We start from the raw sequence: 14,207 nt of genomic DNA on the forward strand, positions 1-14,207 counted from the left end.
GCTTCCGTCAGGGAACTCACCGGTTCAGCACCACCACGGCCACGACCAGCGCCTGCACGATCGCCAGCGGGGTCAGCACGACCCAGGCCAGCTCCAGATAGCGCTCCATACGTACGGTCGGAATCGCGCGCCGGACCCCTACCAGGAAGCCCAGGACAGCGGCCGTCTTGAGTACCGTCCAGGCCCAGCCCGGCAGCAGCGGCCCGTGACCGCCGCCCAGGAAGAGCGGCACACTGAACGCGGCGGCCACGACCAGCAGCAGCCACCGGCCACCGAGGAAGAGCACCCGGTCCGCGCCCGACAACTCGCCGCCCGCACCGCCCGCCACGTCACGCCCGGCGGGCTGGTCGAACGGCCCCCAGAACGCCATCGCCATGGCACTCAGCAGATAGATCCCGAAGGCCACCGGCATCCACACCACGAACCACAACCCGGCCTGGGCGCCCACGACTTCACCGACCCGAAGCGACTCGGCACCCAGCGCCGCCGTGGTGATGGCCAGCATGTGGGGCAGCTCGTACGCCAGCCCCTGCGCGAGGAAGCGGTAGCCGCCCATGAGCGAGAGCGTCGAGTTCGGCCCCCAGCCCGCCAGCCAGACCGCCGCCCATGCCAACGCCTCCATCGCGTTGAACCAGACGATCCCTTCCGGCAGATCACTCACCGGCCGGAAGCCGAGCGGAACTACGACCGCGGCAAGGACGGCGGCGACGGGAAGGAGACCGGCTCCGATCCGGGCCAGCGGCAGGTCCGACGCCCGGGTCCGCCGGGGCTGCTGGACAAGATGCCGGAGGACCTGGCGGCCGGGTTCCGCCGCGCGGACCATCGTCTCCCGCAGCGATCCGGGCCGCCCGCGCCGGGCCCCGGCCGCGAGCACGGCGTCGAACCCGGCCGTCACCAGGGCCGCCCCGACCAGCAGTGCGGGCAGCACGAGGACCGCCCACAGCGGAGTGCGCTCACCCATGGCGGTGGACCGTCCCGGGCGCGGGTACGTGAGTCGGCTCGTCGAGATCCGGATCCAGGCTCGCGACGATGATCCGCGCGCAGGCGAACTCGGTCCCGTCGAGCAGCCGGGGCAGACTGTCCAGCAGCGCCCTCGACGGAGGCACCGGTGTGTCGAGTCTCCCGCGAGGCCCGACGACCTCGGCGGCGTCCAGCGTTTCGGTGACATCGCAGGCCGCCGCACTCCGACCCACCGCGTCGAGCCACACGAGCATGCGGCTGTACGCGTCCCCGTCGGCGACCAGAGCCGGTCCTGTCACCCCACGGAGACGCGCGTCCTCGGCGGGCAGCACCCCGAGCCTTGTCGTGAGCCACCGCAGCGTCCGCGAGCGCTGGGCCCGACGGATCAACGGGCGTACGAGGGAGGTGAGTTCGGCGGCAGCGGCTCCGGCGAGGGCGCGATCCCGTACGAATCGGGTGCGTGCGGCCATGTCGTCCCAGCCGGCCACGGCGAAGAACCTGCCCAGGCTGTCGAGGTGGGCCGCGCACAGCCGTCGGGCCGCGTCGCCCTGCGAAACGTGCTCGCCACGGGAGGCGCGCAGCCATGGTTCGTCCCAGAAGGGTGGATGCGGGGCCCGGGAAGCGGTCACCGGTCCGACGGTGGCTTCCTGAACGATGTCTCCCTGGAGAGCCAGATGCAGGACGAGCCCCGCGGGCCAGTCGGCGAGTACGGGACCCAACGGCACGTGCAGGACGTCGAGCCGCAAACCGTCGCGGTCATCCGCCCGGTCCGCCATGGGCAGTCCCTCGACGAGGCCCATGTCGTGCCCAGCATGACCGTGATGCCCACCGTGCATGTCATGACCGCTGTGGTCCGAATGCGGATCGGTGCCACTGTCCTGTTGCTGCTCGTGTTGCTCGTGCTGCTCGCAGTGGGTGTGATGGGCCTCGTGTTCCCCGCGCGAAAGGTCCGCCAGCCCGCGCTCCAGAGCGTCGGCGACCCGCTCGGGATCCGTGATCCGCACGCGAGCCTTGGGCGCCGGAATGCCGTGCCACAGCCCCGCGACCCCGTCACCCTCGTCGCCCTCGCCGTCACGATCGCCGACGATGACCAATAGATCCGCCTCCACCGGCCCGCTCACACACGGCCAGCCGCGACGCGCCAACTCCGCTTCCACCGCGAGCCTTTGCCGCGTGGCGCCGGGGGAGACCGCGAGAAGGACGCCCGGCCGCGACACGGCCGCCCGCACGAGTGCGCGCCTCAGCTCCACCGGAACGCCCCCTCGCGCCAGGCGTACGCGACGCCCGCGAGCAGGATGCCCAGGAAGAGGAACATCTCGACGACCGCGCTGGTGCCGACGGCCGAGACGACCTTCGTCCACGGGTACATGAAGAGCATCTCCATGTCGAAGGCGAGGAAGACCATCGTGACGGGGTACCAGCGCACGTGGAACCGGGAGAGCGGGTGTTCCCGAGGTTCGAGACCGCCGCTGAACGGGCCGGTGTGCACGGGCTCGCGGACCGCCCGCAGGGCGACGGACAGGGCATGGAGGAGTACGACGGCCGCGACGATCAATACGAGGAGTACGAGTACCGGTTGCCAGCCCGTTGTCGACACAAGGGCCCCTTCCCGACGATCGCTCTCGGACGGTCACCACGGCAGGCAGCATGTCAGCAGCCCGGGGTGTAAGGAACGCACGACACCTGCCTCCGGTCAGTTCGCCGCGCGGAACGAGCGCAGGCGCAGGGAGTTGCCGACGACGAACACCGAGGAGAAGGCCATGGCCGCTCCGGCGATCATCGGGTTGAGCAGACCCGCTGCGGCGAGCGGCAGGGCGCCCACGTTGTAGGCGAAGGCCCAGAAGAGGTTGGACCGGATGGTGCCGAGGGTGCGACGGGCGAGGCGGATCGCGTCGGCCGCGGCGCGCAGATCGCCCCGTACGAGCGTCAGGTCGCCGGCCTCGATCGCGGCGTCCGTACCGGTGCCCATGGCCAGGCCCAGATCGGCCTGGGCGAGGGCGGCCGCGTCGTTGACGCCGTCGCCGACCATCGCGACGGAACGGCCTTCGTCCTGGAGCCGCCTGACGACGTCGACCTTGTCCTGCGGCAGCACCTCGGCGATGACGTCCTCGGGTGAGATGCCGACCTCGCGGGCGACCGACTCGGCCACGGCCCGGTTGTCGCCGGTCAGCAGGATCGGTGTCAGGCCGAGCGCACGCAGCCGCGTGATCGCCTCCGCACTGGTCTCCTTCACCGCGTCGGCGATTTCGAGGACGGCCCGTGCCTCGCCGTCCCAGGCGACGGCGACGGCGGTGCGTCCTGCTGCTTCGGCCTCGGCCTTCGCCCGGGTCAGTTCCTCGGGCAGTTCCATGGCCCACTCGGCGAGCAGCCGCTCACGGCCCACGAGAACCGCGTGACCGTCGACGACGCCCTGCACACCGAGACCGGGTACGTTCGCGAAGTCCTCGGGGGTGGGCAGCGAACCCAGCTTCTCAAGGGCCCCGTCGGCGACGGCGCGGGCGATCGGGTGCTCGGAGGAGTGCTCCAACGCGCCTGCCAGGAGCAGGACTTCGGCCTCGTCGGTGGTGTCGTCGGTGTGCACGGCCAGCAGGGTCATACGGCCGGTGGTCACGGTGCCGGTCTTGTCGAGCACGATGGTGTCCACCTGGCGGGTGGACTCCAGGACCTCGGGGCCCTTGATGAGGATGCCGAGCTGGGCGCCGCGGCCGGTGCCGACCATGAGCGCGGTCGGGGTGGCCAGACCGAGGGCGCACGGGCAGGCGATGATCAGTACGGCGACCGCGGCGGTGAAGGCGGCCGTCAGGCCTGACCCGTTGCCCAGCCAGAAGCCGAGGGTGCCCAGCGCCAGCGCGATCACGACCGGCACGAACACGGCGGAGATGCGGTCCGCGAGGCGCTGCGCGGCGGCCTTCCCGTTCTGCGCGTCCTCCACCAGCCTGGCCATCCGGGCGAGTTGGGTGTCGGCGCCGACCCGGGTGGCCTCGACGACCAGCCGGCCCCCGGCGTTGATCGTGGCGCCGGTGACGGAGTCGCCCGTGGAGACCTCCACCGGCACGGACTCACCGGTGAGCATCGAGGCGTCCACCGCCGACGAGCCCTCGACGACCGTCCCGTCCGTGGCGATCTTCTCGCCCGGGCGCACGAGGAAGCGGTCGCCGACCTTCAACTCGACGGTCGGGACGGTCTGTTCGCGGCCGTCGGGGCTCAGCAGGGTGACGTCCTTCGTGCCCAGTTCCAGCAGCGCCTTGAGCGCAGCGCCCGCCTTCCGCTTGGAGCGGGCCTCGAAGTACCGGCCGGCCAGGATGAAAGCGGTCACGCCGGCGGCTGCCTCCAGATAGATGTTCCCGGCGCCGTCGCCCCGGGCGATCGTCAGCTCGAAGGGATGCGTCATGCCGGGCGTGCCCGCGGTGCCGAAGAACAGGGCCCACAGCGACCACAGGAACGCGGCCGAGGTGCCCACGGAGATCAGCGTGTCCATGGTGGCCGCGCCGTGCCGCGCGTTGGTGAACGCGGCCTTGTGGAACGGCCAGGCGGCGTACGTCACGACCGGCGCCGCAAGTGTCAGGGACAGCCACTGCCAGTACTCGAACTGCAGGGCCGGGACCATGGCCATCGCGACGACGGGAACGGCCAGCACCACCGCGGTGATCAACCGCTCGCGCAGCGGCCGCAGTTCGTCGTCCGTGCCCGCAGATTCTTCATCGCTCTCGGGCCGGGTGCGTACGGGCGCAGGCTCGTGCGCGGTGTACCCGGTCTTCTCGACGGTGGCTATCAGATCCTGGACGGAGACGTCGCCGTCGTAGGCGACCTTGGCCTTCTCGGTGGCGTAGTTGACGGTGGCGGTGACCCCGTCCATGCGGTTGAGCTTCTTCTCGATACGCGCCGCGCACGAGGCGCAGGTCATGCCGCCGATGGCGAGCTCGACCTCGGCGCCGGTCGTCGTGGTGGTCATGGCTGCTCCTCGTACGGGATGGGTGGCCGGGAGCCTGCGGTGTGCGGGCCCGGGCCGGTGCGGGGGAGTGCCTGGGCTCAGGCCCGGCCGGTCAGCTCATAGCCGGCGTCGTCGACGACCTCGGCGATCAGCGTGTCGTCCGGCTCGGCGGTGGCGACGACGGTGACCCGCCCGGTGGCGAGGTCGACGTCGACCCCGGTCACGCCGTCCAGCTCGCCGATGACCTCGGTGAGCGTGGCCTTGCAGCGGCCGCACGTCATGCCGGACACGGCGTACGTCGTGGTGACGGCGACGCCCTCGGTGACCGTCGCGCGGTCGGTGGTGGCGGTCGAGCAGGAGCCGTCGGTGGAGCAGCAGGACGAGGACATGGGTTCCTCCTGATGAGTACAGTCGGTCGGTCACAGATACGGGGTGGGGGTATCCGTGTCGAAATCCTGTATACCCCTGTAGGGTATCTGACGCAAGCCGCGAAGCCGCCTTGACTTTATACCCCCTGGGGGTATGTTGAAGTGCATGGAGGGGCCTCGCCCCCGTCATCGGCCCCAGTCCCTCAGGAGATGGCCATGCATACCGGAGTGAAGATCACCGCGTTCGCCGCCGCACTCGCCGCGACCTTCGGCACCGCCTACGGCGTGGGGCAGGGCATCGATCCCGTCGTCGCGGACCGCGAGCCCGCGAGCCACGACACCCACGCCGAAGCGTCACCGGAGCCGGAAGGAGGCGGGGGCCACTCGGAGCACGAGTCCGCGCAGGAGGGCCAGTCGCTCCCGGCCGGCGGACTGCAGATCTCCGAGAACGGCTACACCCTCGACCTGAAGACCCCCCGAGTCCAAGCCGGGCAGAGCGCCGACCTGCGCTTCACCATCCAGGACGGGAAGGGCCGCGCGGTGACCTCGTACAAGCGCGAACACGAGAAGGAACTCCATCTCATCGTCGCCTCGCGTGACTTGGTCACCTATCGCCACCTGCACCCCGCGCGCGCCGCCGACGGCACCTGGAGCATCCCCGTCGAGCTGCCCCGGGCGGGCGGCTACCGGGTCTTCGCCGACTTCACCCCGGCGAAGAAGGGGGCCGAGAACCTCACCCTCGGCGCCGACCTCGCGGCCTCGGGCCCGTACGAGCCGAAGGTGCTGCCGGCGGCGAGCACGACGGCCAAGGTCGACGGATACGAGGTCAAGCTGGCGGGCGGCCTGCGACCGGGCGCGGCCGGCGAGCTGGAGCTGAACGTCTCCCGCGGCGGAAAGCCCGTCACCGACCTCCAGCCCTATCTCGGCGCCTACGGCCACCTGGTCGCCCTGCGCTCCGGCGACCTCGCGTACCTCCACGTCCACCCCAACGGCGAACCCGGCGACGGAAAGACCAAGTCCGGCCCCGGCATCTCGTTCACGGCCACCGCGCCGAGCCCGGGCTCGTACCGCCTGTTCCTCGACTTCAAGCACCAAGGCGTGGTCAGGACGGCCGCGTTCACTGTTCAGGCGGGTGAGGCGTCGGGTGGCGACGGCGATCACAGCGAGGCCGCCGAGGAGACTTCGGACGGCCACGGGCACTGAAGGGGACCGTCCGCTCTGAGTCGGATCGCCGAGCCCTACGTACTTAGCGGGTACGTAGGGCTCGGCGATCGGTGAGCCGGAGAACGGGCCCGGCTCCCCTGAAGGGTGGCGTCATGACGGGACCGCTTCTGGGCTGGACGTTGGTGGTGCTTGGCGTCGGCGTGGCCGGCGGCAACCTGCTTCGTATGGTTCTCGTCAGAGGCTGGGCCCGGTTCGAAGCGGCCGCCGAGGCCGTGATGGGCGGCGGGATGGCCGTGATGGCCGCGCCGCCGACAGCGGGCCACTACGGCACGCACAGCACCTGGTGGGCCGCGGTGTTCGGCGCCTTCTGTCTCGGAGGCGTGGCACTGTCCGTACGGCATGCTGCCCGGGGCGGTCTGCGGTACCTGCGTCACGGTGGGCACGTCGTGATCGGCAGTGCCGCCATGGTGCTCATGACGCTGGCCATGTCGGGCACCACGTCCTCACCCGCTCTCGCGCTGGCCGGTTCCTCCGGGCACGGAGGGATGGCAGGTATGCCGGGTATGGAGAGCGTGGGTGCCCACGGTCACGGGGGTGTGGCCGAGTTGGCCGGCTCCGCGGGAGGCGCGCTCGCCTGGCGTGTGGCCTTCTGGGCGTTGGCCGCGTACTTCGTGATCTTCATGGCTCTGGCCGTGCGCGCCCGCCTGCGGGGCAGGGGCGGGGAGCTGCCGGCCGTGGCCGACGGCACGCGGGTCCGCCACCGTCACGCCCGACGGAATCCCTCGGTGCTCTCCGTGCCGAACGCGCGCCTGGCCGGTCATGTCGGTATGGGCGGATCGATGGCGACGATGCTTCTGATGATGGCCGCCTGAGGACGGCCCCTGACGTCATGGCGTCTCCTGGACCGGGAGGCGCAACCGGAGTTCGTATCCGCCGTCCGCAGTGGGGCCGGACGTGACGGTGCCGCCGAGGAGTTCGGCCCGCTGGCGCAGGCCGACGAGGCCGTGGTGGGCGCCCGGCAGGGGAAGCGCGGGACGGGTGGGGGAGGCGTTGGTGACGGTGGCGTGGACGGTGTCGTCCGCGTGATGGACGTGGATGGCGGCGGTCGCCCCGGGAGCGTGCTTGCGTACGTTGGTCAGCGCTTCCTGGACCGTGCGGTAGACGGCGCGCTGAACGGTCGCCGGCAGGTCGTCGGGCAGGTCCGTGAGCAGTGCGGCCTCGATGCCGCTGGTGTCGACCAGCCGCTGGAGGTCCGCCAGGGAAGGCTGGGGAGTGAGCTCCGTGGGACGGCTTCCGGAGGCGCGCAATACGCCGACCATGTGCCGCAGCTCGTCCAGTGTCTGCACGCTGAGCCGCCGGATCGTGGCCGCCGCCTCCCTCGCCTCCGGGTCCCGGGTGCCCACCTGGAGCGCTCCCGCCCGTACGGCGATCAGGCTGACCTGATGGGAGACCACGTCGTGCATCTCCCGGGCGAGCTGCGCGCGTTCCTTCGCCAGCACGCTCTGGGCCAGCAACCGGCGTTCGTGCTCCCGTGCTTCGGATATCTCGGACAGCCGCAGGGACAGTTCGCGTCCGGTCTGGACGAGCTGGCCGAGGAAGACGGGAGCGGCTGCCGTCGCCAGGCTGTAGGTGACGGTGACCAGGTCGGAGGAGTCCGACACGTCGGAGAACTCGGGTGACGGCCACGACCACCAGGTGAGGTCGCAGGCCGCGCACGCCAGCGCGCAGAGGGCCAGCGGCACGCGACGACGGCTGAGGGAGGCGAGGGTGTACAGCGCGATCAGGGTGGCGAGTACGGCATCGCTGACCAGGGCTGCCGGCAGGGCGAGCAGAAAGGTCGACAGCGGCAGACGGCGACGGAGCAGGAGCGAGAAGGCGGCGAGCAGCGCGCAGGCCATGCGCAGCGGCTCTTCGCCGGCGTAGTGGATCCAGACGTCCAGCAGGCAGACCGCGACGAGCATGGCGTCCATGAGCGGGGCGGGCACGCGGCGGCGTCTCATCCGCGTTTCCGGTCCCGCGAGTCCCGCGAGGGGCTTCATCCGTCCTCCGGGTCCCGCGGCGCCCTGAGCAGACCAGCGCGTTCGGCGAGCAGAGCCGCCTGGACGCGGCTGCCCACCTCCAACTTGGCGAGGACGGCGCTCACATGGTCCTTGACCGTGCCGATGCTCAGATGCATCCGTGTCCCGATACCGGTGTTGGACAGTCCCTCGGCGATGAGGACGAGAACGGCACGCTCGCGTTCGGTCAGCCGGGCCACACAACGGGCGGCCGCCTCGTGGGGGCCGTTGTCCAGATACCCGTCGACCACGGTCCGGGTGACCCGGGACGACAGGACGACACCGCCGTCGGCCAAGCTGCGTACCAGCAGCGGCAGTTGCACGGGATCGGTGTCCTTGAGCAGGAACCCGGCCGCCCCGGAGCGCAGTGCCGTCGCCACGTACTCGTCCATGTCGAACGTCGTGAGCATGGCCACCGTGGGCGGCTGCGGAAACCGGCGCAGGTCGGCCAGTACCGTGAGCCCGTCCACGTCCGGCATCCGGATGTCCAGCAGCACGACGTCGGGACGCAACTCCCGCGCCGAGTGGACCGCCTGGCCGCCGGGCACCGCCGCCACGACCTCGATGCCGTCAGCGGAGTCGAGGATGTGCCGGAAACCCGTACGGATCAGAGCCTCGTCGTCGACCACCAGTACCCGGATCACCTGCGCTCCCTCGCCCAGGGGCCGCCGCTGGACTCCTACGACGCCCAGGAGCCTCCTGCGGTTCCTTCGCGTCGGCGCTCGCCGGGCGACGGGGGCGGCTCCGGCCGGTCGGCGGGGCAACTCCGGCCACCTGCCGGATGGGTCGGAGCCCGCACGCGCCCGATCCTGAAGCACATGACACACGACGCGCCATCGGTCTCAACGGCTATGTCCCCGGCGCCTGCCTCGGAACAAGGCAGCACTCCCACCACCGCTCCCGCGCCGTCGACGGGACGGCTGACAGGCATCGATCTGGCCCGCGGGCTCGCGGTCTTCGGCATGTACGCGGCCCATGTCGGCCCGGACCCGTCGGTGGGCGGGCCGCTGGGCTTCGTCCTGGAGCTGGCACGCGGGCGTTCCTCCGCGCTGTTCGCCCTGCTCGCCGGTTTCTCGCTCGTCCTCATCACCGGCCGCCCGCACCCCCGGACGGGTCGGGCAGGACGGCAGGCCGTGGGCAGGATCCTCATCCGCTGTGTGGTCCTGGTCGTGCTGGGCTTCGCCCTGACCGCGCTGGACACCGACGTCGACGTGATCCTCGCGTTCTACGGGCTGACCTTCCTCGCCGTGCTCCCGCTGTACCGGCTGCGGGTCCGGACGCTCGCGGTCATCGGCGCCGCGTGCGCGTTGGTCATGCCCCAAGTGCTGTACGTGGTCCGCCAGTCGATCGACAACGGGGACTGGGCCGACTCCGTCATCCGCTGGGATCCGCTGGCGCGGATCAGCGACACGGACGGTCTCGTCGAGCTGCTGTTCACCGGCGAGTACCCGGTGCTCACCTGGATGCCGTTCATGATCGTCGGCATGGTGGTGGCCCGGCTCGACCTGGGCCGGGCCGAGGTCCGTACCCGACTCGCCCTGGCCGGCGGCGGGTTGGCCGTGCTCGGTTACGGCGGCTCCTGGCTCGCCCTGCGCCTCGTCCCGCACGCGCACGCCTCCATCGCCGCGGCCACGGACGGAGACTCGGCCGCCTCGGCCTGGTGGTCCGACACCGTCGGCTACCTCACGGACGGCTCCCCGGCCGCCTGGCTGTTGGTGGCCGCGCCGCACAGCCAGACGACCTTCTCCATTCTCGGCAACACGGGCGTCGCGCTCCTCGTGGTGGCCGGGTGCGTCACCGTCACGGCCCGGATGCCCCGACTCACGCGGCTGGCCACGCCCGTCGCCGCGGTCGGCATGATCTCCCTGACCGCCTACGTCCTGCACATCCTCGCCATCCACGTGGTCGGCATGGAGGAGGAGACCGTCCCGGCCCTGGCCGCACTGTTCGTCTTCATCGCGACCGCCATGCTGCTGGCGACCGCCTGGACACGACGGTTCCGCCGCGGCCCTCTGGAATACCTGCTCCACTCCACCACGCGCGTCACCCGCCACATCAAGTGACGTGCAGATCAGCAGGGACGCCCTGCCGCCCTGCCACCCTGCCGCCCGGCCCGTCCGGGCGGCAGAGGCATGGGTGTTCAGAAGCGGAGGAGGGCGCTTGTCCGGTGAGTTGGCCGGACATCGGGCCCCCTCGACACGGGGTGATACCCCGGGTAGGTATGATCCCCTCGTATCCACTCCGGTGGCACCTGAGACGCAAGGGACCCATGGCCAGTGCCTGCGGCGAGGCGGTGAACCGCCTCGGACGGCTCGTCCGACCGCGATCGACGTCGCGGTTCGTCGGGCTGCTCGTGTGCGCGCTGCTGTTCGGTCTGGTCGGCATGCACGGTCTCGGGCCGGTTCCCGCGGGCCCCGGTCACGACCCGATGCCAATGGCCGCACCCATGAGCGTAGTGGCGTCGATGCCGGACGCCTGCGACCACGGTGAAGGCGGCTGCACGGGCCACGCCCAGCACGCGGATCCGACGTGCGCGTCCGCGGCGGTCGCCGGTTCGCCCGCGATGGTGCCGGTGCTGCTGCCCGACGTGGCGGCCTTCGCCGGAGTGCCACGGACCGGTTCCGCTCCGACCGGCAGCGGTCCCGACGGCGGCCGGGCGCCGCCCTCACTCTCCGAGCTCCAACTCCTGCGGATCTAGAGCGGCCCGCGAGGGCGTCGCACGCCACCCGGCGCGACGCCGCGCTCCGGCACGCCCTTCATCCCTCCCATCGCAGGAGTTCCACCATGACAGCGCATCGCGCACTCGTCCGCCGTACCGCACTCGCCGTCACCGCGGGAGCGGCCGCACTCGTCCTCGCCGCGTGTGGCAGCGACAGCGGCAGTGGAGGACATGACATGGGGTCCATGGAGTCCGACTCCAGCCCCACCGCGACCGCCTCGTCCAAGGCCGGCGGCCACAACGGCACGGACGTCGACTTCTCCAAGGAGATGATCCAGCACCACCGTCAGGCCGTCGACATGGCCGAACTGGCCGCGGACCGCGCCTCCTCGCAGGAGGTCAAGGACCTGGCCACGAAGGTCAAGGAAGCCCAGGACCCGGAGATCAAGACCATGTCCGGCTGGCTCACCTCGTGGGGCGAGGACGTTCCCGAGGAGATGTCCGCAGACATGGACCACGACATGTCGTCCGCCATGCCCGGCATGATGAGCGGCAAGGACATGGACAAGCTGGAGAATGCGTCCGGCGCCGAGTTCGACACGATGTTCCTGACCATGATGGTCGAGCACCACGAGGGCGCCGTCGAGATGGCCGAGACCGAGAAGGCCGACGGCGAGTACGGTCCCGCCAAGAAGCTCGCGGACGACGTCGTGACGGCCCAGACCGCCGAGATCAAGCAGATGAACAAGACGCTCGGCAAGAGCTGACGCCTCGTCAGAATGCGGTGGGCCGACGGGGCGTGGGCCTCGCCGGCCCACTCGGGCGGCAGGCCTCCCGCGCCCCGCCCGATCCTTTGGTGATCTCGCCGTTCGGAACGCAACCTTCGGTCGTGTACGGGTGAACGGCCGCCTGCGTTCACCCGTACCCCTTGTCGTACGCCTGGCCGCTCGTGCGGACGGGAACAGCCCGGATTCGGAGAGGTACGTGTCACAGCAGCCACAGCGAGGACGGACCGGCCGCACTTTCACCGCCCGCGGGGTGCGCCGCGCCGCCCTGATCGGCAGCCTGGCCCTTCTTCCCCTGGCCACGGCCTGCAGCGGCGGTGGCGACGACAAGGCCGATGGGGACGGCAAGCCGTCGACCGCTGCCATGGCCGCGGTCGTGGCACCGGCGAAGGTCGAGGTGATAGCCAACCTCACCGGCTGCAAGGTCAAGATCCGGACCGACGCGGACGAACTCCGCGAAGGGGTCTGCCACACCCCCGAGGGTGACTACCTCATCACGACCTTTCCCGAGGAGAAGTACAAGCTGACCTGGCTGGACAGCGCCGCCATCTACGGAGGCAAGTACCTTGTCGGTCCGCGCTGGGCCATCAGCGCGAAGCCGAAGATGCTCGGACCGCTGCGCAAGAAGGTCGGCGGCACCATCCAGGACCTGGAGGCCATGCACGCGACGCAGCCCTCCCCGAGTTCGTCGAAGTACGGACCGGCTCCGAGCTCGTCATAGCGGCGGTCCCGCACCCGGTCCCGTCACCGAACGCCCCCTCACGGCCGCGGCCGTGAGGGGGCGTTCGGTGGTGCCTGGGCTCACGGCTGTGTCCGGCAGGTAGAGAACGCGAACAGCGTGTCGGGCGTGTCGGGTTCCAGCTCGCCGACCCGCTCCAGGTGAGGCCCATGCATCCCCATGAGCACACCACCCGCCCGCCCCTGGGCCGGGCATTCCTCCTGGTGGTTCCGGACGATCCGCGCACGGGTACGCGGCGAAATCCGCTGACGCTGCGGCCCTCACCCTTGCCCGGTACGGGAGTTGGCCGGATGCGTTCTGCGCGAAGCGTTGACTAGAAAGCGCTTGCCCCTTACGTTTCCCGTTCAGTAGCGTGACCCGCCGCTGGCATCTCGTATATGAGATGCCAGATGCCGGAGGTGTTATGGCCTGGGGACGTGCACTCTCCAGGACGTTGCCGCGAGGCTCATGCGGGGACGCTGCGTTCGCAAGGCGATCCAAATGATGAACGTCGTTCACGTATCTGAAAAATGGACGCTCTCGAAGGGACGCACCCGCATGCGTACTCTCCCCCCACGTTCGCGCCCGAGGAGACTCGTCGTCTCCACGGTCGCGGCAGCCACTCTCGCCGTCACCGCCGCCGTCGCTCTGCCGCAGTCCGCTGGTGCCGCCGAAACCTCCCCCATCGGCTTCGGCGCCGGCACCACGGGCGGCGGCGGTGCGAGTGCCGTCACCGTCTCCACGCTCGCCGCGTTCAAGACGGCCGTCACCGGCAACACCGCCAAGGTCGTCCGAGTCAGTGGGCTGATCTCGCTCACCGGTCAGGTCGACATCGGGTCCAACACCACGGTTCTGGGCGTCGGTTCGTCGTCCGGCTTCACCGGCGGCGGGCTGCGGCTGAAAGAAGTGACGAACGTCGTCATCCGCAACCTCAACATCAGCAAGCCGCTCGCGCCCTCCGACGGCGTCACCGTGCAGAAGTCCACGAAGGTCTGGATCGACCACAACTCCTTCTCGGCGGACCGCAGCCACGACAAGGACTACTACGACGGGCTGCTCGACATCAATCACGGCTCCGACAACGTCACCGTGTCCTGGAACACCTTCAAGGACCACTTCAAGGGTTCGCTCGCCGGTCACAGCGACAACAACGCGAGCGAGGACACCGGTCACCTGAAGATCACGTACCACCACAACCACTTCAGTAACGTCTACTCGCGCATCCCCAGCCTGCGCTTCGGTACCGGCCACTTCTACGACAACTACGTCGAGGGTGCGGACACCGCCGTGCACTCGCGCATGGGCGCGCAGATGCTCGTCGAGAACAACGTCTTCCGTACGACGAAGATCGCGGTCACGACGAACCGCAGCAGCGACGTGGACGGCTACGCCAACCTGCGCGGCAACGACCTCGGGGGAGCCGCCACCGAGATCTCCCGCACAGGCACCTTCACCAGTCCGCCGTACAGCTACAGCGCCGAGCCCGCCTCCTCCGTAGTCGCCTCGGTGACGAGCGGCGCGGGCGCCGGAAAGCTCTGACCGACCCCCACAACCGGAAGAAGGCA

At 70.5% G+C, this 14,207-nt stretch carries 14 protein-coding genes; 7 read left to right on the forward strand and 7 right to left on the reverse strand.

Annotated features, from left to right (window positions below; translation table 11 throughout):
- Nucleotides 1-16: 16 nt before the first annotated feature.
- The 5 genes from OG718_RS46945 to OG718_RS46965 form a co-directional block, all read right to left on the reverse strand.
- Entirely contained in the window at nt 17-961 is a 945-nt protein-coding gene (locus tag OG718_RS46945; RefSeq protein WP_328847045.1) for an NADH-quinone oxidoreductase subunit H, read from the reverse strand.
- On the reverse strand, nt 954-2,210 hold the full coding sequence (locus OG718_RS46950; protein ID WP_328847046.1) for a hypothetical protein: 1,257 nt from the start codon (nt 2,208-2,210) through the stop codon (nt 954-956). The genes OG718_RS46945 and OG718_RS46950 overlap by 8 nt, the downstream gene beginning before the upstream one ends.
- Entirely contained in the window at nt 2,201-2,557 is a 357-nt protein-coding gene (locus tag OG718_RS46955; protein ID WP_328847047.1) for an NADH-quinone oxidoreductase subunit A, read from the reverse strand. Before OG718_RS46955 ends, OG718_RS46950 begins: the two co-directional genes overlap by 10 nt.
- A 96-nt stretch (nt 2,558-2,653) precedes the next feature.
- Nucleotides 2,654-4,912, reverse strand: a complete 2,259-nt coding sequence (locus OG718_RS46960; RefSeq protein ID WP_143633644.1) for a heavy metal translocating P-type ATPase — start codon at nt 4,910-4,912, stop codon at nt 2,654-2,656.
- 77 nt (nt 4,913-4,989) lie between these two features.
- Nucleotides 4,990-5,280: a heavy-metal-associated domain-containing protein gene (locus tag OG718_RS46965; protein WP_143633645.1), complete on the reverse strand. Its 291-nt coding sequence runs from the start codon at nt 5,278-5,280 to the stop codon at nt 4,990-4,992.
- A 195-nt stretch (nt 5,281-5,475) separates the two neighbouring features.
- Here OG718_RS46965 and OG718_RS46970 point away from each other — a divergent pair, with 195 nt between their 5' ends.
- On the forward strand, nt 5,476-6,462 hold the full coding sequence (locus tag OG718_RS46970) for a hypothetical protein (RefSeq protein WP_328847048.1): 987 nt from the start codon (nt 5,476-5,478) through the stop codon (nt 6,460-6,462).
- A gap of 113 nt (nt 6,463-6,575) precedes the next feature.
- Entirely contained in the window at nt 6,576-7,295 is a 720-nt protein-coding gene (locus OG718_RS46975) for a DUF5134 domain-containing protein (RefSeq protein WP_143633648.1), read from the forward strand.
- Nucleotides 7,296-7,310: 15 nt separating this feature from the next.
- Here the strand turns inward: OG718_RS46975 and OG718_RS46980 are convergent, their stop codons facing one another.
- Together OG718_RS46980 and OG718_RS46985 are read right to left on the reverse strand one after the other, a co-directional pair.
- A complete protein-coding gene (locus OG718_RS46980; protein WP_306941507.1) occupies nt 7,311-8,423 on the reverse strand; it encodes a sensor histidine kinase in 1,113 nt (370 codons plus the stop codon).
- Between the two features lie 35 nt (nt 8,424-8,458).
- Nucleotides 8,459-9,124: a response regulator transcription factor gene (locus OG718_RS46985; RefSeq protein WP_328847049.1), complete on the reverse strand. Its 666-nt coding sequence runs from the start codon at nt 9,122-9,124 to the stop codon at nt 8,459-8,461.
- A 207-nt stretch (nt 9,125-9,331) separates the two neighbouring features.
- Between OG718_RS46985 and OG718_RS46990 the strand changes: the two genes are divergently transcribed.
- From OG718_RS46990 to OG718_RS47010, 5 genes are all read left to right on the forward strand, one after another.
- Nucleotides 9,332-10,543 carry a DUF418 domain-containing protein gene (locus OG718_RS46990; RefSeq protein WP_260694906.1) on the forward strand — a complete coding sequence of 404 codons (1,212 nt, stop codon included), beginning with the start codon at nt 9,332-9,334 and terminating at the stop codon, nt 10,541-10,543.
- Between the two features lie 206 nt (nt 10,544-10,749).
- Nucleotides 10,750-11,178: a DUF6153 family protein gene (locus OG718_RS46995; protein WP_328847050.1), complete on the forward strand. Its 429-nt coding sequence runs from the start codon at nt 10,750-10,752 to the stop codon at nt 11,176-11,178.
- 86 nt (nt 11,179-11,264) lie between these two features.
- Nucleotides 11,265-11,906, forward strand: a complete 642-nt coding sequence (locus tag OG718_RS47000) for a DUF305 domain-containing protein (RefSeq protein ID WP_328847051.1) — start codon at nt 11,265-11,267, stop codon at nt 11,904-11,906.
- 217 nt (nt 11,907-12,123) lie between these two features.
- On the forward strand, nt 12,124-12,645 hold the full coding sequence (locus OG718_RS47005) for a hypothetical protein (protein WP_373466301.1): 522 nt from the start codon (nt 12,124-12,126) through the stop codon (nt 12,643-12,645).
- A 555-nt stretch (nt 12,646-13,200) separates the two neighbouring features.
- Complete coding sequence (locus OG718_RS47010) at nt 13,201-14,181, forward strand: pectate lyase family protein (RefSeq protein WP_143633654.1); 981 nt, start codon at nt 13,201-13,203, stop codon at nt 14,179-14,181.
- Nucleotides 14,182-14,207: the final 26 nt, after the last annotated feature.

The sequence above is a fragment of the Streptomyces sp. NBC_00258 genome (assembly GCF_036182465.1).
In the GTDB taxonomy this organism is placed as follows: Bacteria; Actinomycetota; Actinomycetes; order Streptomycetales; family Streptomycetaceae; genus Streptomyces.

Bases quoted from the DNA above. Each gene is read 5' to 3' on its own strand.
- OG718_RS46945 (WP_328847045.1), bottom strand. From the start codon at position 961: ATGGGTGAGCGCACTCCGCTGTGGGCGGTCCTCGTGCTGCCCGCACTG.
- OG718_RS46960 (WP_143633644.1), bottom strand. From the start codon at position 4,912: ATGACCACCACGACGACCGGCGCCGAGGTCGAGCTCGCCATCGGCGGC.
- OG718_RS46965 (WP_143633645.1), bottom strand. From the start codon at position 5,280: ATGTCCTCGTCCTGCTGCTCCACCGACGGCTCCTGCTCGACCGCCACC.
- OG718_RS46970 (WP_328847048.1), top strand. From the start codon at position 5,476: ATGCATACCGGAGTGAAGATCACCGCGTTCGCCGCCGCACTCGCCGCG.
- OG718_RS46975 (WP_143633648.1), top strand. From the start codon at position 6,576: ATGACGGGACCGCTTCTGGGCTGGACGTTGGTGGTGCTTGGCGTCGGC.
- OG718_RS46980 (WP_306941507.1), bottom strand. From the start codon at position 8,423: ATGAGACGCCGCCGCGTGCCCGCCCCGCTCATGGACGCCATGCTCGTC.
- OG718_RS46990 (WP_260694906.1), top strand. From the start codon at position 9,332: ATGTCCCCGGCGCCTGCCTCGGAACAAGGCAGCACTCCCACCACCGCT.
- OG718_RS46995 (WP_328847050.1), top strand. From the start codon at position 10,750: ATGGCCAGTGCCTGCGGCGAGGCGGTGAACCGCCTCGGACGGCTCGTC.
- OG718_RS47000 (WP_328847051.1), top strand. From the start codon at position 11,265: ATGACAGCGCATCGCGCACTCGTCCGCCGTACCGCACTCGCCGTCACC.
- OG718_RS47010 (WP_143633654.1), top strand. From the start codon at position 13,201: ATGCGTACTCTCCCCCCACGTTCGCGCCCGAGGAGACTCGTCGTCTCC.